Raw genomic sequence first — 21,613 nt, forward strand, 5'->3', positions numbered from 1 at the left:
CGTAAAAACAAAAGGATAGAGCGTTTTCGCGATTCGAAGAAAAGCGAAAGCGCCGCGAGCGCCACTTCAGCGGGACAAATCGCTGCTTTTTTGAAAGACTGCGGCCAGTTGATTCGCAGGTGGACGGAGCTGGCGCATGGAATGGCTTTCGGGCAGGGTGATCCTCGTCTGGGGTTTCAAACGTGCGTTGCTTGCGATTCTTGCCGGTGCCATCGGCGTTCTGGCGCTGCCGCCCTTCGGCTTTTTCGCGGCGATGTTCGTTTCCTTCACGCTGCTGGTCTGGCTGCTGGACGGTGTTGCCGCCGGTCCCGACAGCGGCCTGCTTGGACGCCTGTGGCCGGCCTTTTTCACCGGTTGGCTGTTCGGTTTCGGCTATTTTGTCGCCGGCCTGTGGTGGCTCGGCCATGCGCTGCTGATCGATGCCGATGAGTTCGCCTGGGCGCTGCCTCTGGCAATCCTCGGTCTCCCGGCCTTTCTGGCCGTTTTTTATGGCGTCGCGACCGTGCTTGCCCGCATTCTCTGGGCCGACGGCATGGGGCGCATCGCAGCGCTTGCCTTCAGCTTCGGCATCCTTGAATGGCTGCGCAGCTTTCTCTTCACCGGATTTCCCTGGAACGCCGTCGGTTATGGCGCCATGCCCATCCCGCTGATGATGCAGTCGGCGCATGTGATCGGCGTGCTCGGCGTCACCGTGCTTGCCGTCTTCGTCTTCGCCGCTCCGGCATTGCTCGGCACGCGCCAGGGCCGGGTGCCGGGGATCGGCCTTGCGGTTCTCATTGCCGCCGCGCATTTCGGCTATGGCTATTACGCGCTGAACTTGCCTGAGCCGGCGGCGATTGCCGGCAAGACGGCGCCGGTCGTGCGCATCGTCCAGCCCTCGATCGACCAGGAAACCAAGATGGACACCGATGCCGATCGCGCCGCCATCTTCGACAAGCACCTGGCGCTTTCGGTTCAGCCGCCGGCAAACGGCGGCAAGCGGCCGGATATCATCGTCTGGCCCGAGACCGCCGTCCCCTTCATCCTTACCGACAATCGGGATGCGCTGACCCGCATCGCCGATCAGCTCGACGATGACCAGATCCTCATCACCGGCGCCGTGCGTGTGGAAGACATGGGACCGGGCGTCGAGCCGCGCTACTACAATTCCATCTATGTCATCGACGGCCGCGGCCAGATCATCGGTGCCTCCGACAAGACCCATCTCGTGCCCTTCGGCGAATACGTGCCCTTCGAGCATATCCTCGACTATCTCGGCATCGAGAACGTCGTGGAACTGCCGGGAGGGTTTTCCGCCGCCGCAAAGCGGCAATTGCTGACCCTGCCGGATGGCCTCAAGCTCTATCCGCTGATCTGCTACGAGATCATCTTCCCGAACGAAATGACGCCGGAAATCCGGCAGGCCGATGCCATCCTCAACGTCACGAACGACGGCTGGTTCGGCGACACGCCCGGGCCCTACCAGCATTTCCTGCAGGCAAGGGTGAGAGCCGTGGAGCAGGGGCTGCCACTGATTCGCAGCGCCAATACCGGCATCTCGGCCTTCGTCGACCCGCATGGGCGTGTGCTTTCCGGCATCGATTATAACCAACAAGGTTTCATAGACACCACTTTAGGTGGCGCAACCGTATCGCGTATCGACGACAACGCCAGAAAAGCTTACTTTTGGTTGATTGTCGGAGCAGTCGGTATGATCGCTTTGATTTCACGCATGGGTTTTATTTCAAGGGTGAATTGACCAAAAAACCCTAAAATTGCATAGTGCTTCGTGTCCGCCTTTCGAACGTAGACTGGAGGCCTTGGGGGCGTCGGCTGCAACGTGGCGTTATAGGGGTGGTGAAGGGTACCGGGTGGCAGGTCCTGAATTCAACCTATGTTAGGGTAATATGATGATTGAAAACAAAAAGAAGCCGAACCCCATCGACATTCATGTCGGTAGCCGCATACGCCTCCGCCGCACAATGCTTGGCATGAGCCAGGAAAAGCTCGGCGAAAGCCTCGGAATTACGTTTCAGCAGATTCAGAAATATGAAAAGGGCACCAATCGCGTTGGCGCCAGCCGCCTGCAGAATATTTCCAGCATCCTCAACGTCCCGGTTTCCTTCTTCTTCGAGGATGCTCCGGGTGAGCACTCGACGGGCGCTGGCGGCATGGCCGAGGCATCCAGCTCCAATTACGTCGTCGACTTTCTGTCTTCCTCCGAAGGGCTGCAGCTCAACCGCGCCTTCGTGAAGATTTCCGATGGCAAGGTCCGCCGCAAGGTTGTCGAGCTGGTCAAAGCGCTCGCCGCCGAGGCGGATGCGGAATAGCTCCGCGCAAGCAAGACAAAACCGGTAAAGTCGAGAGGCGGTCATTTTGGCCGCCTTTTCTGCATTTTCGGCAAAATTTTATCCCTGCGGCAGGGATATAAAGATATATTTATGTCCTTGTTCGACTTGTTTTTCTAGGCGGAGGCGAATATCAAAAGCAGAGATTTGTTCTTTGAGGGGAATCCCGCATGCGCGCGAATTATCTGTTTACGAGTGAGTCTGTTGCCGAAGGTCACCCGGATAAAGTTTGTGACCGCATCTCCGATGAAATCGTCGATCTGGTTTACCGCGAGGCCACGAAGACCGGCGTAAACCCATGGTCCGTGCGCATTGCTTGTGAGACTCTTGCCACCACCAACCGCGTCGTCATCGCCGGTGAAGTTCGCCTGCCGCCGAGCCTGATGAAGAAGGACAAGGACGGCAACGACGTCATCAATCCTTCGAAGTTCAAGGCCGCCGCCCGCCGCGCCATCAAGGATATCGGCTACGAGCAGGACGGCTTCCACTGGAAGAAGGCGCGCATCGACGTGCTGCTGCACTCGCAATCCGCCGATATCGCCCAGGGCGTCGACAATGCCGCCGACCAGCAGGGTGACGAAGGCGCCGGCGACCAGGGCATCATGTTCGGCTACGCCTGCAAGGAAACGCCGGATCTCATGCCTGCGCCGATCTATTACTCCCACAAGATCCTGCAGCTGCTTGCCGCTGCCCGCAAGAAGGGCGAAGGCGAAGTCGCCAAGCTTGGCCCGGATGCCAAGAGCCAGGTTACCGTTCGCTACGTCGACGGCAAGCCGGCAGAGGTGACATCGATCGTTCTTTCCACCCAGCATCTCGATGACAGCTGGGATTCGAAGAAGGTCCGCTCCGTCGTCGAGCCCTATATCATCGAAGCGCTTGGCGACCTCAAGATCGCATCCGATTGCAAGTGGTACATCAACCCCACCGGCAAGTTCGTCATCGGCGGTCCCGACGGCGACGCCGGCCTGACCGGCCGCAAGATCATCGTCGACACCTACGGCGGCGCAGCCCCGCATGGCGGCGGCGCTTTCTCCGGCAAGGACACGACCAAGGTCGACCGTTCCGCAGCCTATGCGGCCCGCTATCTCGCCAAGAACGTCGTTGCCGCCAACCTGGCCGATCGTTGCACGATACAGCTGTCCTACGCCATCGGCGTCGCCCAGCCGCTGTCGATCTATGTCGATCTGCATGGCACCGGCAGGGGCGTCAGCGAGGACGATGTCGAGGCAGCCATCCGCAAGAGCATGGACCTGTCGCCGACGGGCATTCGCCGTCACCTCGATCTCAACAAGCCGATCTATGCCAAGACCTCGGCCTACGGCCATTTCGGCCGCAAGGCTGGCCGGGACGGTTCCTTCTCCTGGGAGCGTACGGATCTCGTGAAGGCTCTCAAGGAAGCCGTAAAGGTCCGGGAAGCCGCATGATCGATACCGAGCGCCGGTCGCGGGCGACGGAAGCATTCTTCGGCCGGCGCAAGGGCAAGGCCCTGCGCGGCCAGCAGGCTGAGAAGCTGGAAGCATTGCTGCCGCAATACATTGTCGATCTTGCCGCCCCGGCGCCGCAGCCGCTGAACGATCTCTTTCCGGTGCCGACCGAGCGTCTGCGCCTGGAAATCGGTTTCGGCGGCGGCGAGCATCTGATTCACAGGGCGCTGGAGCAGCCGAAGACCGGCTTCATCGGCGTGGAACCCTTTGTCAATTCGATGCAGAAACTGCTTGCGCGCGTCGACGAAGCCGGCGCGCACAATATCCGTGTCTATAACGACGACGCGACGCAGGTGCTGGACTGGCTGCCGGACGGCTGCCTGGATCAGATAGACCTGCTCTATCCCGATCCCTGGCCGAAGAAGAAGCACTGGAAGCGCCGCTTCGTGTCACAGGTGAACCTCGCCCGCTTCCATCGTGTCCTGAAGCCCGACGCGCTCTTCTGCTTCGCTTCCGATATCGATACCTATGTCAACTGGACGCTGCAGCACTGCCATGCCCATGGCGGCTTCGAGTGGACTGCCAGGAATGCCGCCGACTGGCTGACGCCCTATGAGGGCTGGCCGAGCACGCGCTATGAGGCGAAGGCCCGGCGCGAGGGGCGCTCATCCGCCTATCTGACCTTCAAGAAGATCTGATCGTTCGTTCTCGGGCGAAAATTTGAGATATCGGTGATCGCATCATCCTGTCTGGACCGCCGTTCGAGGCGGTCTGGATCATGCGCGTGCGCCGCAAGGAGGGGCCGGTAAGGCGCGGCCTTGGTAGACGGTGGATTTCACCGTCGCGCGATGCTTGTGGTCAGTGCAGGCTGACCGTCTTCAGTTCGTCTTCGGCAGCACGATAGAAGGTGCTGGAGCGATTGTCCGTCAGCAGGATCGGCGTACCGTCGGCGCCGAAGAGTGCCCAGAGGTCGACATCCGGGTCGATATCAGGCGCTTCCGGGAAGCAGCGCGACACTTCGGACCAATCCATTTTTCGGATGTAGGCGACCTCACCGGCGCCGATATTGGCAAGCTCGGATTCGGTCAGGCGGGCGGTGGCTTCTTTCAATAACATACTCGTACCTCCAGTATGAGGGACCAACGGCAGTAAGCCGTTGTCCTACTGTGAGACCGAAATGTTAATTTTCTTTACTATGCGATCCGGTTCCGGCCGAATGAGGTCGACGGAAAGCAAGCCGTTCTTCAACGTCGCGCCGAGCACCTGCATGCCGTCCGCAAGGACGAAGACGCGCTGGAACTGCCGGGCGGCGATGCCGCGATAGAGATAGTCGCGCTCGCGGTCGCCCTGCTCGACCTGACGTCCGCGGATCAAAAGCTGGTTCTCTTCCGTCGTGACATCGAGGTCGTCTTCGGAAAAGCCGGCAACGGCCAGCGTTATGCGCAGCCTTTCGGGTTCGCCGGACAGGCGGTCCGCGCGCATCCGTTCGATATTGTAGGGCGGATAACCGTCACTGGCCTTGGAAATCCGTTCCAGTGTCTTTTCCATTGTGTCGAAGCCCAGAAGCAGAGGGCTGGCAAAGGGAGTCGTCCGGCTCATCGTATCAAAGTCCTTGGGTAACAAGCGACCGCTCCGGACCTGATTTTCAGCACCCGGTTGCCCCTAATATGGGAGGACGCGCCTGCGAGTGCAAGCCATCGCGTCTTCGCATCTGCGAGATCGGGATCGCAGATGAGGAATCGTTTCGTCAGCTGCCGTTCGAGCGCTTGACAAAGCCTGACCGGACCCGCGACAAAGCCACTCGATCTGCACCGGAGGACTATCACAGACATGACCGAACCCAGAAAAATCATCATCGATACCGATCCTGGTCAGGACGACGCCGCAGCGATCTTTCTCGCCTTCGGCAGCCGCGAGGAGATCGATGTTCTCGGCATTACGACCGTCGCCGGCAATGTGCCGCTGCGGCTGACGAGCCGTAATGCCCGCATTGTCTGCGAACTCTGCAATCGGCGCGATATCAAGGTTTTCGCCGGTGCCGACGCGCCACTCAAGCGCAAGCTGGTCACTGCCGAGCATGTGCACGGCAAGACCGGGCTCGATGGTCCGGAGCTGCCCGAACCGACCATGGAGCTGCAGCCGGGCCACGCCGTCGATTTCATCGTCGACACGCTCCGCAGGGAGCCGGAAGGCGCCGTCACCCTTTGCACGCTCGGGCCGCTGACCAACGTGGCGATGGCCTTCCAGAAGGCCCCCGACATCGTCGGGCGCGTGCGGGAGCTGGTGATGATGGGCGGCGGCTTCTTCGAAGGCGGCAACATCACGCCGGCGGCGGAATTCAACATCTATGTCGACCCCGAGGCGGCCGACGTCGTCTTCCGTTCGGGCGTGCCGATCGTCATGATGCCGCTCGACGTTACGCACAAGCTGCTGACGCGCAAGGATCGCGTTGCCCGTATCGCCGCAGTCGGCACCCCGCCGGCAAAGGCCATGGCCGAGATGCTGGAATTCTTCGAACGCTTCGATATCGAGAAATACGGCTCCGACGGCGGCCCGCTGCATGACCCGACAGTCGTTGCCTACCTGCTGAAGCCGGAGCTGTTCAAGGGTCGCGATTGCAATGTCGAGATCGAGGTAACTTCGGAACTGACCGTAGGCATGACGGTGGTCGACTGGTGGCACGTCACCGACCGCAAGCGGAACGCCAAGGTTATGCGCGAGGTCGATGCCGATGGTTTCTTCGCACTGCTGACGGAACGCTTCGCCCGCATCTGACCGGAACCGCGCCGGTTCAGTCCTTTCAAGAGGACTCTGAACCGCTTTCGCTGCTTTGGAGCAATTCCGGGAAAAGCGCACGGCGGCTTCCGTCCGCAATGGCGTAACAGCAAAAGATAGGCGTTTTCGCCACTCGAAGAAAAAGGCCGCCGGATCGCTCCGGCGGCCTTTCGATTTCACTCGGACTGCAGTCTCAGAATTCTTCCCAGTCGTCCTGGGCGAGGGCATTGGCGCCGTGGGTCTGAGGAGCGGCCCTGCGCGTCGGTGCCGCTGCGGGTGCGGCTGCCCTGCGGGGCGACGACGGCGCACGCATCTGCTGTGCAGTCGCCCGCAACGCACCGGCATTGTCCTGAATGGAGCCTGCGGTGCGGAAGCGTGCGACCAGAGCTCTCAGGCCCTGTGCTTCCTCGGCAAGCGCCACGCTGGATGCGGTGGTCTCTTCGACCATCGCTGCGTTCTGCTGTGTGACCTGGTCCATCTGGTTCATGGCCGAGTTGATTTCCTTCAGCCCGACCGCCTGCTCGCTCGCGGAAGCCGAGATCTGGCGGATGAGGCCGTTGATCTCCATCACCTGCTGGGCGATCTTGTGCAGGGCATCGCCGGCGCGGCCGACCAGATCGACGCCTTCCTTGACCTGTCCGGCCGAGGCATTGATCAGGGTCTTGATTTCTTTGGCAGCGTTGGCGGAGCGCTGGGCCAGTTCGCGCACTTCCTGCGCCACGACCGCAAAGCCCTTGCCGGCCTCGCCCGCACGGGCGGCTTCGACGCCGGCGTTCAGGGCAAGCAGGTTGGTCTGGAAGGCGATCTCGTCGATGACGCCGATGATGCGGGAGACCTCCTGCGACGATTGCTCGATGCCGTGCATGGAGGCAATGGCCCGCTGGACGATCTCGCCGGAATGCTCGGCGTCCTCGGAGGCGGCGTTGACGCTGCTGGCGGCCGTACGGGCGTTCTCGGCGCTGGAGTTGACCTGTGCGGTCAGCTCGTTGAGGGCGGCTGCCGTCTCCTCGAGGCTTGCCGCCTGCTGCTCGGTGCGGCGGGCAAGATCCGAGGCGCTGTTGCTGATTTCTCCAGTGCCGCTGCCGATGTTGCCGACGCTCACATTGACCGTGTGCACGGTCTCTTCCAGGCTGGCAAGCGCGGCATTGAAGTCCTGCTTGAGCTGGGCGTATTCGCCCGGGAAGTCGTCCGTGATCCGCTGGTTGAGATTGCCCTTCGAGAGCTCCGAGAGGCTTTGGCCGAGAACGCTGACGATATGGCGCTGCAGCGCAATGCTTTCGTTGCGTTCGTTCTCCGAGCGGCGGCGTTCGCCCTCGGCGGCCAGGCGTTGATCGTTGGCTTCGCCTTCCAGCCGCTTGGTATCGGCCAGCGCGAAACGGAAGCCTTCCAGCGCCTTTGCGACGGAACCGACTTCGTCGGCGCGATCCTGCCCGGCGACTTTTTCGGCGTAATTGCCGGCGCTGAGGCGGTTGACGCTTGCGATAAGACCCGCGAGCGGCTTCTGCACGAAGCCGCGCACGGCGGCATAGAGAGCCAGCATGACGGCGGCGAGAACGAGTATGCCGGCGATGACCATCATGTAGGTCTGATCGCGGACCGGCGCGACGATTGCGCTGTGCGGCACGTCGATGAGAACCACCCAGGTCGCGTTGAGGCCGGGTACTGCGAAGGGATAGACGACGCGGTCGAATGCTTCGCCGCCGTTTTCGGAGAGGTCCTTGAGGATGCTTGCGGAGGAGGAGGTCAGTGCCGCCTTGATGACGTCGGTGCCTGCGCCGTTATAATCCTTCATCAGCAGATCGACGCTCGGCGCGACGAGCCATTTGTTATCCTGCGAAACCAGCAGGACGCGGCCGGAGCCGAAGGGATGAAGCTTCAGCAGCTTCGTGTAGAGCGAGCTCAGCGAGATGTCGACGCCTGCGACGCCGATCAGCTTGCCGCCGGACATGACCGGATAGGCGATCGAGCTCATGGTCGTCGGAACATCGGTGCCCTGGGCGAGATAGGGCGGGGTGATCGCGCCCTTGCCGCTTTCGGCGGCAAGCTTCCACCAGGGGGCCGTATAGTCGTTGTCGAAGGTCGAGAACTGGATGCCGCCATCCTTCGTCTTGGACCAGTAGGGCGCAAAGGCACCCTTTTCGTTGACGCCTTCGTCCTTGTTGTTGGCAAGCTCGGTCGTCTTGCCGTCCAGCGCGCCGAGCTGCTCGCAGAACCAGCTGCCGAAGGCAAAGGCGTTCTGTTCGACGTTGGCCTTGAGGATGTTGATGATACCCTTGCGATCGAAGGTATGGCCTTCGTGGCCGCGACCGATGATGGCCGCCATGGAGCGCGCGGCGCTGGCCATTTCGCCGATATTCGCGGCGATCTCGTTGGAAATGGATTTGGCCTCGGTATTGGCCTGATCCATTGTCAGCGCTTCGACACGGTCGCGGGTTTGCGAAATCAGCAAGAAGTTGGAAACCAGCAAGACAAGCGCGATCGCCAGCCCAGTGACCAAGATCAGCTTGGCCGCAAGCGACTTCATACGAAAGATGAACATCATTTCCTCGAAAATGCGATGCGTCGGATAAGCATTATCCGGATGCAAAGTCGGCACAGGATGGCCCCTTCATGGGGCCGCCGCGAAAATCCTGCCGGAGCCGGAAGGCCATGCACGTCAGGCCAGAGGAGAATGATACGGAAGCGCAAAAATTTAATTAATTGCGCTTCGCAATGCTTACGAAATTTTATCTTTAAAGGTTGTCGGCCACTTCGCTGGCAACAGGAATGGATGGCTGTGCGCCGGGCTTCAGGCAGGCAAGCGAGCCGGCCACCGCGGCACGGCGCAGGCTGGCGTGAAAATCCAGTCCCTGGTCGAGGCTTGCGGCAAAGTAGCCGCAGAACGTGTCTCCGGCGCCGACCGTGTCGACCGGCTCGATGACGAGGCCCTTGGCGCGCGAAAGCTCTCCGTCGCGGATGGCGATGACGCCATCGCCGCCAAGCGTGACGATCAGCGTCTGGCCGGTTTCGCCATGCAGGCGCACGAGGGCGGCTTCCCGCTCGGATGCCGACATGTTGTCCTGACCGGCGAGCCTCTCGAATTCCGTTTCGTTGGCGATGACGATATCGGCAAGCCGGCCGAGACGGGCGGCGTCCGGGATCAGGGGCGCGAGGTTGAGCACGGTGCGCACGCCCTTCGCCTTCGCGGCGTTCAGCGCCGTCTCGACGGCGTCGACGGGAATTTCGAACTGAAGCATGAGGGTGTCGCCCGGGTTCAGCGCGGCGACGGCGGCGGTGGCGTCGTGCGGCGTATTGGTGCCGTTGGCGCCAGGCACGACGGCAATCATGTTCTCGCCGTCGCCCCCCACCAGAATGAGGGCCGTGCCGGTCGGCTCGGAGACGCGCCTGACTGCGGAAAGATCGGTGCCGGCCGCATCGAGCAGGGCGAGCGCGGGCCCGGCAAAGCTATCGTTGCCGACGCCGCCGCTGAGGCGCACCGTTGCGCCGGCGCGGCGTGCGGCCAGCGCCTGATTGGCGCCCTTGCCGCCGGCGGCGGTGGAAAAACCGTTGCCGGCAACTGTCTCGCCCGGCTTAGGCAAGCGATCCGTGGTGGCGATGAGGTCCATGTTGATGGAACCGAAAATAGTGATCATGCGATATCCCGCCCTGCGTGTTGATCTTGCACGATCCCGCCCGAAGGCTGCTTTGTGTCTTTGGGATCATGCATCGACTTGGGCGCGACACTGCCGAAGCGATCAGTCTTCGTCAACCACCCTCAGCTTGAGTTGGCTCGTGCGGTTGTCGACAGGCTTGGGCTTCTCTTCGGAGCGCGTCTTTGCAGGCTCTTTCGCGGTATCGAATTCCAGCGCCTCGATCCGTTCGCCGCGTCTTGCCAGCTTGTCCGCCGAGGTGACGATCATGTCGACATCCTTCTGCGCCATGGCGAAATGACCCTGGAGTTTGCGCACGCGCTCATCCAGGCGGGAAAGATCGTCCATCAGATGTGCGACCTCGCTCTGGATGACATGGGCCTGCTCGCGCATGCGCTGGTCCTTCAGCACGGCCTGGATGACCTGGATCGACAGCATCAAAAGCGATGGCGAAACGATGACGATGCGGGCGCGCTGGGCCTTCTGCACGATCGGCTCGAAGTTCTCGTGGATCTCCGCGAAGATCGATTCGGAGGGCACGAACAGGAAAGCCGTGTCCTGGGTCTCGCTCGGAATGAGGTATTTCTCGGCGATATCGCGAATATGCAGCTCCAGATCCCGGCGAAACTGCTGGGCGGCGATCTTGCCATGTTCGGGACTGGCGGCGGCACGGATGGCATTCCAGGCTTCCAGCGGAAACTTGGCATCGATAACCAGCGGCGGAGAGCCGTTCGGCATGCGAACGGTGCAGTCCGGCCGCGAGCCGTTCGAAAGCGTCGGCTGGAAGGCATAGGCGCCCATCGGCAGCCCATCGGCGACGATGGTTTCCATGCGCGCCTGGCCGAAAGCGCCGCGCGTCTGCTTGTTGGAAAGGATGGCCTGAAGCCCGACGACATCCTTTGCCAGCGACTGGATATTGGTCTGCGCCGCGTCGATGACGGCAAGCCTTTCCTGCAGCCGGCGCAGATTTTCATGCGTCGAGCGCGTCTGCTCGCCGATCGTCGCCGTCACCCGTTGCGACATGCCGTCCAGACGCTGGCCGATCGCCTGGTTGAGCTCGGCCTGCCGAGAGCCGAACACCTCTGCCATGGTGGCGAGCCGGCCCTGCATCTCCGCCTGAGACCGCAGCAGCGCCGCCATCGTGTGCTCGGCATCGAGCATATCATCTTCCGCGCGTGCCCGGCCGCGGATGAAAAGGACGAGCACCGCGATAGCAAGCAGAATGACGAGGCCAGTCAGAATCTGGACCGTGGAAATGGCTTGGCCGAAGAGGATGAAGGACATGAAACCTGACGCGCTGATGACGTTTTCATCGGCACCATAGCAAAATCGCCGTGAATATCCAGATCAAAACGTGAACATGATTTCCGAGCCAGCGATAGCGGCCCGGATTGTGCTCGTTGAAAAAACACGGCCTCACAGCCATCTTGACGATTCCATCGCACAAGAAGATGCGTTATGGGAAACGTCATGACGATCAAGCCACTTATCATTTTGCCCGATCCGCTGCTCCGCCAGGCTTCCAAGCCCATCGAGCAGGTCGATACCGAAATTCAGCGCCTCGCCGACGACATGCTGGAAACCATGTACGACGCGCCCGGCATCGGCCTTGCGGCGATCCAGATCGGCGTTCCCCGCCGCATGCTTGTCATCGATATCGCGCGCGAGGGCGAGGAGAAGACGCCGCTGGTCTTCATCAATCCGGAAATCGTCGCGTCGTCGGACGAGCGCTCGGTCTATGAGGAAGGCTGCCTTTCCATTCCCGATTATTATGCCGAAGTGGAGCGCCCGGCGCGCGTCACCGTCAAGCATCTGGACCGCAACGGCAAGGAGCAGCTCACCGAAGCCGACGGTTTGCTGGCGACCTGCGTACAGCACGAGATCGACCACCTCAACGGCGTGCTGTTCATCGACTACATTTCCCGCCTCAAGCGCGAGATGGTGATCAAGAAGTTCACCAAGGCCGCCAAGTCCAAGGCTCTCTGATCGGCCGCCATTGAAAGATCAGCTACTAGCGCCCATGATATCGTTGATATCAAGCGGAGGCGCGCATGAGTGATCTTTTGATTCGCGATATTTCCGAGCCCATGAAGCAGGATATCGCAAGACGGGCGAGGCAAACCGGACGCAGCCTTTCGGAAGAGGCAAAAGAACTCTTGCAGAAGGCCTTGATCGCGGAGAAAGCCGAAACGGAGACCCCTCGACTGTCGGCTTGGGATCTTCTGAGACCGATCCTTTATGATGGTAACGATGCCGCAGCAGCGGAATATGCACTTATCATGGAAGAAATCGAGGCGGAGCGAAAGAAGGACTTCGGCCGTCCTGTCGAGGACTTTGAATGATCGTCCTCGATACGAATGTTATTTCTGAGTTGGAAAGACCTGTTCCGGATCAAAATGTAACTATCTGGATGAAGGCTCGGCCAAGCACGGAATTCTATCTTTGCGATATCGTGGTGATGGAGCAATCCTGTGGTGCTGAGCGCTTCTTGCTTCGCACGCAGTCCGATCGTTACGCGAAAATCTTCAATGCTTTGCTCGCGTCGTTCCACGGCAGGATCCTTCGCTTCGATCAAAATTCTGCCATTGAGACGGGCCGTATTCGTGCCCGCCGGGAGCGTTCGGGCCATCAGATTTCCGTGCAAGACGCCATGATCGCCGCAATCTGCCTCACGAACGGCGCGACATTGGCGACGCGCAACACAAAAGATTTCGAGGGGCTTGATCTCAAGCTCATAAACCCGTTTGAAGACGGCTAGCATTCGCCCCCGATGATGCCCGGGTCGTTCGAAACTTGATATCTCAGCCGGATGGATCGCATGTCGCTCAACATCATTTTCATGGGAACGCCCGAATTCTCCGTGCCGACGCTGCGGTCCTTGATCGATGCCGGGCACAAGGTTCGCGCCGTTTATACGCAGCCGCCGCGCCCTGGCGGCCGGCGCGGGCTGGACCTGCAGAAATCGCCGGTGCATCAGGCGGCCGAATTGTTGGGGTTGCCGGTGTTCACGCCGGTCAACTTCAAGGACCCGGACGAGCGCCAGCGCTTCCGCGACCTGGATGCCGATGTCGCCGTCGTCGTCGCATACGGCCTGCTGCTGCCGGAAGCGATCCTCACAGGCACGCGTCTCGGCTGTTATAATGGGCATGCCTCGCTGCTGCCGCGCTGGCGCGGCGCTGCCCCCATCCAGCGGGCGATCATGGCCGGCGACGCCAAGACCGGCATGATGGTGATGAAGATGGACAAGGGGCTGGATACCGGCCCGGTCGCACTCACACGCGAGGTGGAGATCGGCGGCACCATGACCGCTGGCGAACTGCACGACAGGCTGATGCTCGTCGGTGCGAAAGCCATGGCCGAGGCGATGAACAAGCTGGAGCATGACGAACTGCCGCTGACGGCGCAACCCTCGCAAGGCATTCTCTATGCCGCAAAGATCGACAAGGCCGAGACCCGCATCGATTTCGGCAAGCCGGCGGTGGACGTTCATAATCATATTCGCGGCCTGTCGCCTTTTCCCGGCGCCTGGTTCGAGGCTGATATCGCCGGTCGTCCCGAGCGCATCAAGGTGCTGGGCTCGGAATTGGCAGATGGCAGCGGGCCGGCCGGCCGCGTGCTGACGGATGATCTCGTGGTCGCCTGCGCCTCCGGTGCCGTGCGTCTCACGAAGCTGCAGAAGGCCGGCGGCAAGCCGCTGGCGGCAGCCGATTTCCTGCGCGGCACGCCGATTGCGCCGGGCACCGTGTTTGCCTCGGAGCAAGCCTGATGCCGCGCTATAAAATGACCGTCGAATATGACGGCATTCCCTATGTCGGCTGGCAGCGCCAGGAAAACGGTCCCTCCGTGCAGGGTGCGATCGAAGGCGCCATCCTGTCCCTGACCGGCGAGACCGTTTCGATCCGTGGCGCCGGGCGCACCGATTCCGGCGTGCATGCCATGGGTCAGGTCATGCATGCCGATCTCTCCAAGGAGTGGAAGACCTATACGCTGCGCAACGCGCTCAATGCCCATCTGCGGCTTGCCGGCGACCGCGTCGCCATTCTCGACATCGAGGAGGTCGATGCGCGCTTCGACGCCCGTTTTTCGGCCATCCGCCGCCATTATCTTTACCGCATCATTGCCCGCCGCGCGCCGCTGGCGCTGGAAGCCGGACGCGCATGGTGGGTGCCGAAGGACATGGATCACGAGGCCATGCATGCGGCCGCGCAGACACTTGTCGGCCGGCATGATTTCACCACCTTCCGCTCGGCGCATTGCCAGGCGAACAGCCCCGTGCGCACGCTCGACCGGCTGGACGTGACGCGCAGCGGCGAGTTGATCGAGATCCGTGCGACGGCGCAAAGTTTTCTGCATAACCAGATCCGCTCCTTCGCCGGCACGCTGAAGCTGGCGGGCGAGGGCAAGTGGACGCCCGGCGATGTGCGCGCCGCGCTCGAAGCGCGGGATCGCAAGGCTTGCGGTCCTGTCGCTCCGCCGGACGGGCTCTATTTCATGCAGGTGGATTATCGTGATGATGCCGGTTTGCCTGCCGGCGAAGGGAGCAGCGATGACGGTGACGATCTATCATAATCCCGCTTGCGGCACGTCGCGCAACACGCTGGCGATGATCCGGCAGTCGGGGGAGGAGCCTGTCGTCATCGAATATCTGAAGACGCCGCCCAGCCGCGAAGAGTTGGCGAAGCTCATCGCCGCCATGGGCCTGACAGTCCGCGATCTGCTTCGGCAAAAGGGGACGCCCTATGATGAGCTCGGCCTGGGTGATCCCGATCTCGCCGACGATCAGCTTCTCGATCGGATGATGGAGCACCCGATCCTGATCAATCGCCCGATCGTAGCGACCGAGAAAGGCGTGCGCCTCTGCCGCCCGTCTGAAGTTGTCCTCGATATCTTGCCGAATCCGGATATCGGCCTCTTCACCAAGGAAGACGGCGAAATCGTCAGCCGCTAGCTCAACCCGGCGGATAGACGCCGAGGAAGCGCTGGAGGAAATCGGTCAGCAGCATGGTCGGGATCAACAGCACCAGCGTCAGCGCGCCGACGAAGAGCGGATGCGTGCCGCAGATCATTCTGAGCATGCGCGCCAGCGAAAAAACGATCGCCATCATCAGGACAAGCCATAGAAGCGCCGCCAGCCCGCTCGTGCCGGGAACGAAGGCGATCAATGCGATGAGCAGCGCGTTCAGGTAGGATGTCGGCACGCCGAGCCAGTTCACGACGACGACGATCGGGGCGAATTTGTCGCCGAAACGAAAAACCAGCAGCAGCACGCCGGCGAGAACGAGCGGGATCAGCCAGTTGGCCGCCTCGACCAGCGCTAGTCGCAGAAAGAAGGCGAGACCGGTCGAGGTCTCCGGCGGCATGGCGGTGAGATAGGCCTGCTGCCACCAAAGCCAGGAAATGCCGATCGAGGGCAGGCTCCAGAAGATCGCCCAGAAGGAGCGCAGCATGCCGCGGTCCGATATATCCAGATACTGGAAGCCGCGCGCATCCATGCGGATCAGCAGCCACAGGCCGGACAGATAATATTGGACTTCCCTAAAGGTCGGCATTCTCGAACCAGCGCTGGATGAAGGTCTGGTAGATCCCGGTCAGCGTTTCGAGATCCGCGAGCGCCACGCGCTCGTCGACCATATGCATGGTCTGGCCGACGAGGCCGAATTCCACGACGGGGCAATAATCCTTGATGTAGCGGGCGTCGGAGGTGCCGCCGGTGGTCGAAAGCGCCGGCCTTTGGCCGGTGATGTTCTCGACGGCCGAAGAGAGCGAGGCGATCAGCGCATTGTTGCGCGTGAGGAAGACGTGGCTCGGCCGCTCCGACCAGGTGATGTCGTATTTCGCCGGCGGGCGCCCGGGGCGAAGCGTTTCGTCGGCCGCCGCGGCGTCCAGGCGGGCAAGGATTTCCGCCTTCAGCGTATCGGCCGTCCATGTGTCGTTGAAGCGAATGTTGAAGGTCGCGGTCGCCTTGGCGGGGATGACGTTGGTGGCGGCATTGCCGACATCGATGGTCGTCACTTCGAGGTTGGACGGCTGGAAGCTGTCCGTGCCGGCATCGAAAGGCGGATCGAGCAGTGCTTCCGTCAGCTTGATGATGCTGCGCACCGGATTGTCGGCAAGGTGCGGGTAGGCAGCATGGCCCTGAACGCCATGTACCGTGATGAAGCCGGTGAGCGAGCCGCGGCGGCCGATCTTGATCATGTCGCCGAGCCGTTCCGGATTGGTGGGTTCGCCGACGAGCGACGCATCCCATTTTTCGCCGCGTTCGGCCGCCCATTGCAGCAGCTTGACCGTGCCGTTGATCGCCGGTCCCTCTTCATCGCCGGTGATCAGGAAGGAGATCGAGCCGGCAGGCTTGCCGTGCTTCTCGATATGACGCGCCACGGCCGCGACGAAGCAGGCAATGCCGCCCTTCATGTCCACCGCGCCGCGCCCGAAAAGCTCGCCGTCGGCGATGTCGGCGGCAAAGGGCGGATGGCTCCACGAGGCGGCATCGCCGACCGGCACGACATCCGTGTGCCCGGCAAACATCAGATGCGGCCCATCCGTGCCGAGCCGCGCATAGAGGTTCTCGATATCGGGCGTTCCCGGCTCGCTCGCCGTCATGCGCTCGACCTTGAAGCCGAGCGGCAGCAGCATGTCGGCAAGCGCGGTCAGCGCGCCGCCTTCGGCCGGTGTGACCGAGGCACAGCGAATGAGTGTCTGCAGATTGGTGACGGGATCGGTAACGGTCATCGGAGGCAACTTATCCGGCGGGAAATGGCAAAGCGATGGCAAAGGATCGATGACGAGTCGAAAATCTTTGCCGCGATTCCAGCAATCGCACAGGCATGCTCACCCGGCAAGCATGAGGGAAGCGCGATATGGCAACCGCGCTTCCAAAAAATCAAGGATCAGTCGCGCAGCAGCTCGTTGATGCCGGTCTTCGAGCGGGTCTGCTCATCGACGCGCTTCACGATGACGGCGCAGTAGAGGCTCGGGGCCGGCTGGCCGTTGGCCATGATATTGCCGCTGGGCAGCGCGCCGGCGACGACGACCGAGTAGGGCGGGACTTCGCCATAGGTGATCTCGCCGGTGGCGCGATCGACGATCTTGGTCGACTTGCCGATGAAGACGCCCATGCCGAGCACCGAGCCCTCGCGAATGATGCAGCCTTCGACCACCTCCGAGCGGGCGCCGATGAAGCAATTGTCCTCGATGATCGTCGGGCCGGCCTGCATCGGCTCCAGAACGCCGCCGATGCCGACGCCGCCGGACAGATGCACATGCTTGCCGATCTGCGCGCAGGAGCCGACGGTCGCCCAGGTGTCGACCATGGTGCCTTCGCCGACATAGGCGCCGAGATTGACGAAGGACGGCATCAGGATGGCATTCGGAGCGATATAGGCGGAGTGCCGCACGACGGCGTTCGGCACGGCGCGGAAGCCGGCTTCGCGGAAGCGGTTCTCGCCCCAGCCTTCGAACTTCGAGGGGACCTTGTCCCACCAGGTCGCATTGCCGGGGCCGCCTTCGACGATCTGCATGTCGTTCAGGCGGAAGGAGAGCAGAACCGTTTTCTTGAGCCACTGATTGACGATCCAGTTGCCGTCGGCGCCGCGCTCCGCCACGCGAACCTTGCCGCTGTCGAGAAGTTTGAGCGCCGTCTCGACGGCGTCGCGGACTTCGCCGCGCGTCGACGTGTTCACATTGTCGCGATTGTCGAAGGCAGCCTCGATGGACTTTTCGAGGGAAGCGAGATCGTTGGCGCTCATGGGAATTCCTTAAAACGTCGGTGCCTATCGTGATTTCCGGAAATGGTCCGGAAGCGGTCGATTGGTCCTATAGCATGGAGTACGAAAATGGAATGTCTTTTCCGCGTCGATTGAGCTTGGATTCAAGGCGTTGTAGGGGCATATGCAAGAGCTTGGCCATTCCTGTCCGCAGGCTGGAACGGCCAGTCATGATCGATTCGAAAGGCATGAGTAGATGAGCAAGGCGAAGAATGGCAGGCTGAGGCGCAAGGACGGGGTGTGGGACCCCTTGAAGACGAGCTCGGCGGACAAGAAGCGGGCGGAATCCGTGCCGCGCACGCCGCAGTCGATGTCGCCTTCCTACCGTCTCGCCTATGCGGACGAGGACTTCCTGTGCCGTGAGGAACTGCGGCCGATCCGCCTGCAGCTCGAATTGCTGAAGACCGAAATGTCCCTGGCCGAGCGCGGCATCAAATCGACCGTCGTGATGTTCGGCGGCGCGCGCATCCCGGCGCCCGGCACCAATGCATGGGCTGCCCGCAACGACGTGCAGCGGGCCAATCTCGAAGCCGCATCCGTCTACTACGAGGAGGCGCGCAAGTTCGCACGGCTTTGCTCCCGCTATTCCGCCGGTTTCGACTTCCATGAATATGTGGTTGTCACCGGTGGCGGCCCTGGCGTGATGGAGGCTGGCAACCGCGGCGCGGCCGAGGAAGGGGCGCCGTCCATCGGCCTCAACATCGTCTTGCCGCACGAGCAGGCGCCGAACGCCTATGTCACGCCGGAACTCAGCTTCAATTTCCACTATTTCGCGATCCGCAAGATGCACTTCATGGTGCGCGCCAAGGCGATCGCGGTGTTTCCGGGCGGATTCGGCACGCTCGACGAATTGTTCGAATGCCTGACACTGATCCAGACCGGCCGCATGGAGCGCCTGCCGCTCATTCTTTTCGGCGAAAAATTCTGGCGCGGAATCATCAATTTCGAGGCGCTTGCCGAGTTCGGCACCATCGCGCCCGATGACGTCAATCTCATCAGTTTCGTGGACACCGCCGACGATGCCTGGAAGATCGTTCGCGATTTCTACGAGCCCGACAACGGCCACCAAGACAACGGCCACTGAGAATGAAAAGCCCGCCGTCGCGGAGGCGGCGGCGGGCTTTCGATTGCGTGAGCATCGCTGATGTCGCGATCGATGACGGGCGCGGGCGCGAGGTTTGGTCTCGCACCGCGCCGCGTCAGGCGGCTTTACAGCAGCGGCCGGTCCGGCATGTCGTCCAGCGAGATCACGCCGTCATGGTTGCGGTCCATGCGGTCGAAGAGCTTGTTCGCGGCGTCCTCGGCCTCCTGCTTGCTGATCTGGCCGTTTTCATCCTTGTCGATGCGATGGAAGATCATCATGCCGCGCATCAAGCCCGCTTCGTGCATGAAGCGGCCATGCGGCCGGTGATGATGACGGCCGTGGCCGCCCTTATCGTCGCCGTTAGCCTGATCGTCGCTCTTTGTCTGATCGTTCTGGGCCTGATCGGTCTTGGCCTTGGCGCGTTCGGCCTTCCATTCCTTGAAGCGTTCCTGGCGGTAGGCGCGCAGCTCGCCCGGCGTGATTTCGCCGTCGTGGTTGGTGTCGATCTGATCGAAGATCTTGTCGACGCCGGTCTTGACTTCATCCCGGGTGATCTTGGTGTCGCCGGGCTGGCCGAATTGCTTCAGCATCCGCACATAGACGATTTCCGGTGAAAAGCGCGGTCCGTGCCAGCGTTGGCCATGATGACCGCTCCTTGCTTCACCTTGGGCAGCGAAGCTCGCCTGGGCGGCAGTGCCCAACAGAAGGGCCGCGGAAAGTCCTGCAAGAAGAATTTTTTTCCCGTTCATCGTTTTTCCTTTCGTGTCGAGGAATGATCAAACGATAGGGCGGGTGGTCCAAAACGGCCAATTAAACCTCTGTAAGGCGGATGAAACTTTCGTAACCCCGCCTTAATGAACGGTTAAGTCAGGGCCTTGAGGAAGCTCGTGAGGTCGTCGGTCACATAGTCGATGTGATCGTCCTCGCCGCTGGTGCGCTCCCACCATTCGACGACCGTCGTCTCGAGATTTTGAGGTACGAGAAGCACCGTCTTCATGCCGAGCGCCTTGGGCACGGTGAGATTGCGCGGCAGGTCCTCGAACATGGCGGCCCTCTTCGTGTCGACGCGGTTGAGGCTCATGAATTTGTCGTAGGTCGTGCCGGCCGGCTTCGGCACGTAGTCGGCCGCGACGATATCGAAAATATCGTCGAAACTGTCGAGAATGCCGAGCGCGCCGGCCGTCGCCTGGGCGTGCTTGACGCTGCCGTTGGTGAAAATGAACTTGCGTCCGGGCAGCGCCTTGATGGCGGCGGCCAGTTCCGGTTGCGGTGCCAGCGCCGAATAATCGATCGCATGGGCCTTTTCCAGGAAGTCGTTGGGATCGATGCCGTGATGGATCATCAGTCCCTGCAGGGTCGTGCCGTGATCGAGGTAATATTGCTTCTGCAGCTTGCGCGCCTCGTCCCGCTCCATCCGCAGGAGCGCCGAGACATAGGCGGTCATGTTCTTGTCGATCTGCGCGAACAGATTGACATGATGCGGATAGAGCGTGTTGTCGAGATCGAACACCCAATCGCGGATATCGGAGAAATCTGATGGCTGGGATAGTGTTTTTGTCTGGCTCATGGAGGTCTTATCGCATGCCCTTTCTCGAAAGGGGAAGGAAAATATTCGTGCTGGGGCAAGCAGGCTCCGTCCGCGGAGATTGCCGGCCAATGCAGCGCCGGCTATGGTTTTACTATTGATTTTCGGGGTTTTACTCTATTTCCCATGGTGAGTGAGGGCTTATGCTCTTTCGGGTCGTGGGGAACAGCCACCCCGCGGGGCTTTTCGGAGGGGATGCGATGAGTCAGGTGGAAAAGGCGCAGGAGTTCGCGCGGCTGCACCGCAAGGGTGAGCCGCTGATCCTTTTCAATATTTGGGATGCAGGCTCCGCCAAGGCCGTGACGGAAGCGGGCGCGAAGGCGCTGGCGACCGGAAGCTGGTCGGTGGCCGCCGCCAACGGCTTCGGCGACGGCCAGGCGATTCCGTTGTCGTTGCTGGCAGTTACCGCCAGGCTGATTTCGGTGACAAGCCCATTGCCGCTTTCCGTGGATTTCGAGGGCGGCTATGCCGTCGAGCCCGCGGAAGTCGCCGCCAATGTGGAAAAGATCATGGATCACGGCGCGGTCGGCATCAATTTCGAGGATCAGGTGATCGGCGGCCAGGGCGTCCATCCGCTTGAGGAGCAGGCGGCGCGCATCCGCGCCATCCGCGACATGGCCGATCGCCGCGAGATGCCGTTGTTCATCAATGCCCGCACCGATCTCTTCCTGCAGGAAAGCGACACGGCCCATCATCACATCCTGCTGGACGATGCCTATCGCCGCGCGGATGCGTTCGCCGAGGCCGGCGCCAGTGGCTTTTTCGCGCCCGGCCTTGTCGAGCCGGAGCTGATCGGGGCTTTGTGCGAACGCTCGCCTCTGCCCGTCAATATCATGGTGCGGCCCGCGACGCCCGATAACGAGACCATGGCGAAGCTGGGCGTCAGTCGCATAAGCTACGGACCCGCGCCTTACCGTTCGGTCATGGGAATGCTGAAAAGCGAAGCCGAAGCGATCTACCGCCCGTCTTGACGGGGCACCGGCGCTCCACAAATGCCTTTGCGGAACGCCTGAATTTCATGAAAAG

The 21,613-nt window shown here is 61.5% G+C and carries 23 protein-coding genes; 13 read left to right on the plus strand and 10 right to left on the minus strand.

Annotation, left to right across the window (positions count from 1 at the left end):
• The first annotated feature begins 136 nt into the window (after nucleotides 1-136).
• The 4 genes from lnt (at nucleotide 137) to trmB (ending at nucleotide 4,449) form a co-directional block, all read left to right on the plus strand.
• Nucleotides 137-1,738: an apolipoprotein N-acyltransferase gene (gene lnt / locus ACJJVH_RS00220; protein ID WP_112801031.1), complete on the plus strand. Its 1,602-nt coding sequence runs from the start codon at nucleotides 137-139 to the stop codon at nucleotides 1,736-1,738.
• A 151-nt stretch (nucleotides 1,739-1,889) separates the two neighbouring features.
• Entirely contained in the window at nucleotides 1,890-2,309 is a 420-nt protein-coding gene (locus ACJJVH_RS00225; RefSeq protein WP_092715201.1) for a helix-turn-helix domain-containing protein, read from the plus strand.
• A gap of 188 nt (nucleotides 2,310-2,497) precedes the next feature.
• Entirely contained in the window at nucleotides 2,498-3,751 is a 1,254-nt protein-coding gene (metK, locus tag ACJJVH_RS00230; protein WP_112801028.1) for a methionine adenosyltransferase, read from the plus strand.
• Nucleotides 3,748-4,449, plus strand: coding sequence for a tRNA (guanine(46)-N(7))-methyltransferase TrmB (gene trmB, locus ACJJVH_RS00235; RefSeq protein WP_412064504.1), 702 nt, complete (start codon nucleotides 3,748-3,750; stop codon nucleotides 4,447-4,449). Before metK ends, trmB begins: the two co-directional genes overlap by 4 nt.
• A 160-nt stretch (nucleotides 4,450-4,609) precedes the next feature.
• Here the strand turns inward: trmB and ACJJVH_RS00240 are convergent, their stop codons facing one another.
• Together ACJJVH_RS00240 and ACJJVH_RS00245 are read right to left on the minus strand one after the other, a co-directional pair.
• A complete protein-coding gene (locus tag ACJJVH_RS00240) occupies nucleotides 4,610-4,867 on the minus strand; it encodes a DUF1150 family protein (RefSeq protein ID WP_112801024.1) in 258 nt (85 codons plus the stop codon).
• Nucleotides 4,868-4,912: 45 nt separating this feature from the next.
• On the minus strand, nucleotides 4,913-5,350 hold the full coding sequence (locus ACJJVH_RS00245) for an Hsp20 family protein (protein WP_113359303.1): 438 nt from the start codon (nucleotides 5,348-5,350) through the stop codon (nucleotides 4,913-4,915).
• A gap of 231 nt (nucleotides 5,351-5,581) precedes the next feature.
• Between ACJJVH_RS00245 and ACJJVH_RS00250 the strand changes: the two genes are divergently transcribed.
• Nucleotides 5,582-6,526, plus strand: coding sequence for a nucleoside hydrolase (locus ACJJVH_RS00250; RefSeq protein WP_112801020.1), 945 nt, complete (start codon nucleotides 5,582-5,584; stop codon nucleotides 6,524-6,526).
• A 193-nt stretch (nucleotides 6,527-6,719) separates the two neighbouring features.
• On the opposite strand, the gene ACJJVH_RS00255 is transcribed toward ACJJVH_RS00250, so the two are convergent.
• The 3 genes from ACJJVH_RS00255 to ACJJVH_RS00265 form a co-directional block, all read right to left on the minus strand.
• A complete protein-coding gene (locus ACJJVH_RS00255; protein ID WP_412065195.1) occupies nucleotides 6,720-9,065 on the minus strand; it encodes a methyl-accepting chemotaxis protein in 2,346 nt (781 codons plus the stop codon).
• 193 nt (nucleotides 9,066-9,258) lie between these two features.
• Nucleotides 9,259-10,158 carry a ribokinase gene (locus ACJJVH_RS00260; protein ID WP_412064505.1) on the minus strand — a complete coding sequence of 300 codons (900 nt, stop codon included), beginning with the start codon at nucleotides 10,156-10,158 and terminating at the stop codon, nucleotides 9,259-9,261.
• Nucleotides 10,159-10,260: 102 nt separating this feature from the next.
• Nucleotides 10,261-11,439, minus strand: a complete 1,179-nt coding sequence (locus ACJJVH_RS00265) for a DNA recombination protein RmuC (RefSeq protein WP_113359307.1) — start codon at nucleotides 11,437-11,439, stop codon at nucleotides 10,261-10,263.
• A 186-nt stretch (nucleotides 11,440-11,625) separates the two neighbouring features.
• Between ACJJVH_RS00265 and def the strand changes: the two genes are divergently transcribed.
• From def to arsC, 6 genes are all read left to right on the plus strand, one after another.
• A complete protein-coding gene (gene def / locus ACJJVH_RS00270; protein WP_112801576.1) occupies nucleotides 11,626-12,141 on the plus strand; it encodes a peptide deformylase in 516 nt (171 codons plus the stop codon).
• A 65-nt stretch (nucleotides 12,142-12,206) separates the two neighbouring features.
• The gene (locus ACJJVH_RS00275) at nucleotides 12,207-12,497 is read left to right on the plus strand and encodes a FitA-like ribbon-helix-helix domain-containing protein (RefSeq protein ID WP_412064506.1); all 291 of its coding nucleotides are present in this window, start codon (nucleotides 12,207-12,209) and stop codon (nucleotides 12,495-12,497) included.
• Complete coding sequence (locus ACJJVH_RS00280; protein WP_412064507.1) at nucleotides 12,494-12,913, plus strand: type II toxin-antitoxin system VapC family toxin; 420 nt, start codon at nucleotides 12,494-12,496, stop codon at nucleotides 12,911-12,913. The genes ACJJVH_RS00275 and ACJJVH_RS00280 overlap by 4 nt, the downstream gene beginning before the upstream one ends.
• Nucleotides 12,914-12,973: 60 nt before the next feature.
• The gene (gene fmt / locus ACJJVH_RS00285) at nucleotides 12,974-13,921 is read left to right on the plus strand and encodes a methionyl-tRNA formyltransferase (RefSeq protein WP_412064508.1); all 948 of its coding nucleotides are present in this window, start codon (nucleotides 12,974-12,976) and stop codon (nucleotides 13,919-13,921) included.
• Nucleotides 13,921-14,724 (plus strand): tRNA pseudouridine(38-40) synthase TruA, encoded by an 804-nt coding sequence (gene truA / locus ACJJVH_RS00290; protein ID WP_412064509.1) that lies wholly within the window; start codon nucleotides 13,921-13,923, stop codon nucleotides 14,722-14,724. Before fmt ends, truA begins: the two co-directional genes overlap by 1 nt.
• A complete protein-coding gene (gene arsC, locus ACJJVH_RS00295; protein WP_412064510.1) occupies nucleotides 14,702-15,103 on the plus strand; it encodes an arsenate reductase (glutaredoxin) in 402 nt (133 codons plus the stop codon). The genes truA and arsC overlap by 23 nt, the downstream gene beginning before the upstream one ends.
• A gap of 1 nt (nucleotide 15,104) precedes the next feature.
• On the opposite strand, the gene ACJJVH_RS00300 is transcribed toward arsC, so the two are convergent.
• The 3 genes from ACJJVH_RS00300 to dapD all read right to left on the minus strand — a co-directional run bounded on the left by ACJJVH_RS00300 (nucleotide 15,105) and on the right by dapD (nucleotide 17,900).
• Nucleotides 15,105-15,704, minus strand: a complete 600-nt coding sequence (locus ACJJVH_RS00300) for a hypothetical protein (RefSeq protein WP_112801006.1) — start codon at nucleotides 15,702-15,704, stop codon at nucleotides 15,105-15,107.
• On the minus strand, nucleotides 15,691-16,884 hold the full coding sequence (dapE, locus tag ACJJVH_RS00305; RefSeq protein WP_412064511.1) for a succinyl-diaminopimelate desuccinylase: 1,194 nt from the start codon (nucleotides 16,882-16,884) through the stop codon (nucleotides 15,691-15,693). Before dapE ends, ACJJVH_RS00300 begins: the two co-directional genes overlap by 14 nt.
• A 158-nt stretch (nucleotides 16,885-17,042) precedes the next feature.
• A complete protein-coding gene (gene dapD, locus ACJJVH_RS00310; protein ID WP_412064512.1) occupies nucleotides 17,043-17,900 on the minus strand; it encodes a 2,3,4,5-tetrahydropyridine-2,6-dicarboxylate N-succinyltransferase in 858 nt (285 codons plus the stop codon).
• A 214-nt stretch (nucleotides 17,901-18,114) separates the two neighbouring features.
• On the opposite strand from dapD, the gene ACJJVH_RS00315 reads away from it, so the two are divergent.
• A complete protein-coding gene (locus tag ACJJVH_RS00315; protein WP_113392417.1) occupies nucleotides 18,115-19,002 on the plus strand; it encodes an LOG family protein in 888 nt (295 codons plus the stop codon).
• A 125-nt stretch (nucleotides 19,003-19,127) separates the two neighbouring features.
• On the opposite strand, the gene ACJJVH_RS00320 is transcribed toward ACJJVH_RS00315, so the two are convergent.
• Nucleotides 19,128-19,751 carry a calcium-binding protein gene (locus tag ACJJVH_RS00320; RefSeq protein ID WP_112800998.1) on the minus strand — a complete coding sequence of 208 codons (624 nt, stop codon included), beginning with the start codon at nucleotides 19,749-19,751 and terminating at the stop codon, nucleotides 19,128-19,130.
• A gap of 113 nt (nucleotides 19,752-19,864) precedes the next feature.
• Nucleotides 19,865-20,569, minus strand: coding sequence for a pyrimidine 5'-nucleotidase (locus tag ACJJVH_RS00325; protein ID WP_412064513.1), 705 nt, complete (start codon nucleotides 20,567-20,569; stop codon nucleotides 19,865-19,867).
• A gap of 218 nt (nucleotides 20,570-20,787) precedes the next feature.
• On the opposite strand from ACJJVH_RS00325, the gene ACJJVH_RS00330 reads away from it, so the two are divergent.
• Complete coding sequence (locus ACJJVH_RS00330; RefSeq protein WP_112800994.1) at nucleotides 20,788-21,558, plus strand: isocitrate lyase/PEP mutase family protein; 771 nt, start codon at nucleotides 20,788-20,790, stop codon at nucleotides 21,556-21,558.
• Nucleotides 21,559-21,613: the final 55 nt, after the last annotated feature.

The sequence above is a fragment of the Rhizobium sp. SYY.PMSO genome, assembly GCF_046840415.1.
In the GTDB taxonomy this organism is placed as follows: domain Bacteria; phylum Pseudomonadota; class Alphaproteobacteria; order Rhizobiales; family Rhizobiaceae; genus Rhizobium.

Coding starts and splice junctions, on each gene's coding strand:
- lnt (WP_112801031.1), top strand. CDS start 137: ATGGAATGGCTTTCGGGCAGGGTGATCCTCGTCTGGGGTTTCAAACGT.
- ACJJVH_RS00225 (WP_092715201.1), top strand. CDS start 1,890: ATGATTGAAAACAAAAAGAAGCCGAACCCCATCGACATTCATGTCGGT.
- metK (WP_112801028.1), top strand. CDS start 2,498: ATGCGCGCGAATTATCTGTTTACGAGTGAGTCTGTTGCCGAAGGTCAC.
- trmB (WP_412064504.1), top strand. CDS start 3,748: ATGATCGATACCGAGCGCCGGTCGCGGGCGACGGAAGCATTCTTCGGC.
- ACJJVH_RS00240 (WP_112801024.1), bottom strand. CDS start 4,867: ATGTTATTGAAAGAAGCCACCGCCCGCCTGACCGAATCCGAGCTTGCC.
- ACJJVH_RS00245 (WP_113359303.1), bottom strand. CDS start 5,350: ATGAGCCGGACGACTCCCTTTGCCAGCCCTCTGCTTCTGGGCTTCGAC.
- ACJJVH_RS00250 (WP_112801020.1), top strand. CDS start 5,582: ATGACCGAACCCAGAAAAATCATCATCGATACCGATCCTGGTCAGGAC.
- ACJJVH_RS00255 (WP_412065195.1), bottom strand. CDS start 9,065: ATGTTCATCTTTCGTATGAAGTCGCTTGCGGCCAAGCTGATCTTGGTC.
- ACJJVH_RS00260 (WP_412064505.1), bottom strand. CDS start 10,158: ATGATCACTATTTTCGGTTCCATCAACATGGACCTCATCGCCACCACG.
- ACJJVH_RS00265 (WP_113359307.1), bottom strand. CDS start 11,439: ATGTCCTTCATCCTCTTCGGCCAAGCCATTTCCACGGTCCAGATTCTG.
- def (WP_112801576.1), top strand. CDS start 11,626: ATGACGATCAAGCCACTTATCATTTTGCCCGATCCGCTGCTCCGCCAG.
- ACJJVH_RS00275 (WP_412064506.1), top strand. CDS start 12,207: ATGAGTGATCTTTTGATTCGCGATATTTCCGAGCCCATGAAGCAGGAT.
- ACJJVH_RS00280 (WP_412064507.1), top strand. CDS start 12,494: ATGATCGTCCTCGATACGAATGTTATTTCTGAGTTGGAAAGACCTGTT.
- fmt (WP_412064508.1), top strand. CDS start 12,974: ATGTCGCTCAACATCATTTTCATGGGAACGCCCGAATTCTCCGTGCCG.
- truA (WP_412064509.1), top strand. CDS start 13,921: ATGCCGCGCTATAAAATGACCGTCGAATATGACGGCATTCCCTATGTC.
- arsC (WP_412064510.1), top strand. CDS start 14,702: ATGACGGTGACGATCTATCATAATCCCGCTTGCGGCACGTCGCGCAAC.
- ACJJVH_RS00300 (WP_112801006.1), bottom strand. CDS start 15,704: ATGCCGACCTTTAGGGAAGTCCAATATTATCTGTCCGGCCTGTGGCTG.
- dapE (WP_412064511.1), bottom strand. CDS start 16,884: ATGACCGTTACCGATCCCGTCACCAATCTGCAGACACTCATTCGCTGT.
- dapD (WP_412064512.1), bottom strand. CDS start 17,900: ATGAGCGCCAACGATCTCGCTTCCCTCGAAAAGTCCATCGAGGCTGCC.
- ACJJVH_RS00315 (WP_113392417.1), top strand. CDS start 18,115: ATGAGCAAGGCGAAGAATGGCAGGCTGAGGCGCAAGGACGGGGTGTGG.
- ACJJVH_RS00320 (WP_112800998.1), bottom strand. CDS start 19,751: ATGAACGGGAAAAAAATTCTTCTTGCAGGACTTTCCGCGGCCCTTCTG.
- ACJJVH_RS00325 (WP_412064513.1), bottom strand. CDS start 20,569: ATGAGCCAGACAAAAACACTATCCCAGCCATCAGATTTCTCCGATATC.
- ACJJVH_RS00330 (WP_112800994.1), top strand. CDS start 20,788: ATGAGTCAGGTGGAAAAGGCGCAGGAGTTCGCGCGGCTGCACCGCAAG.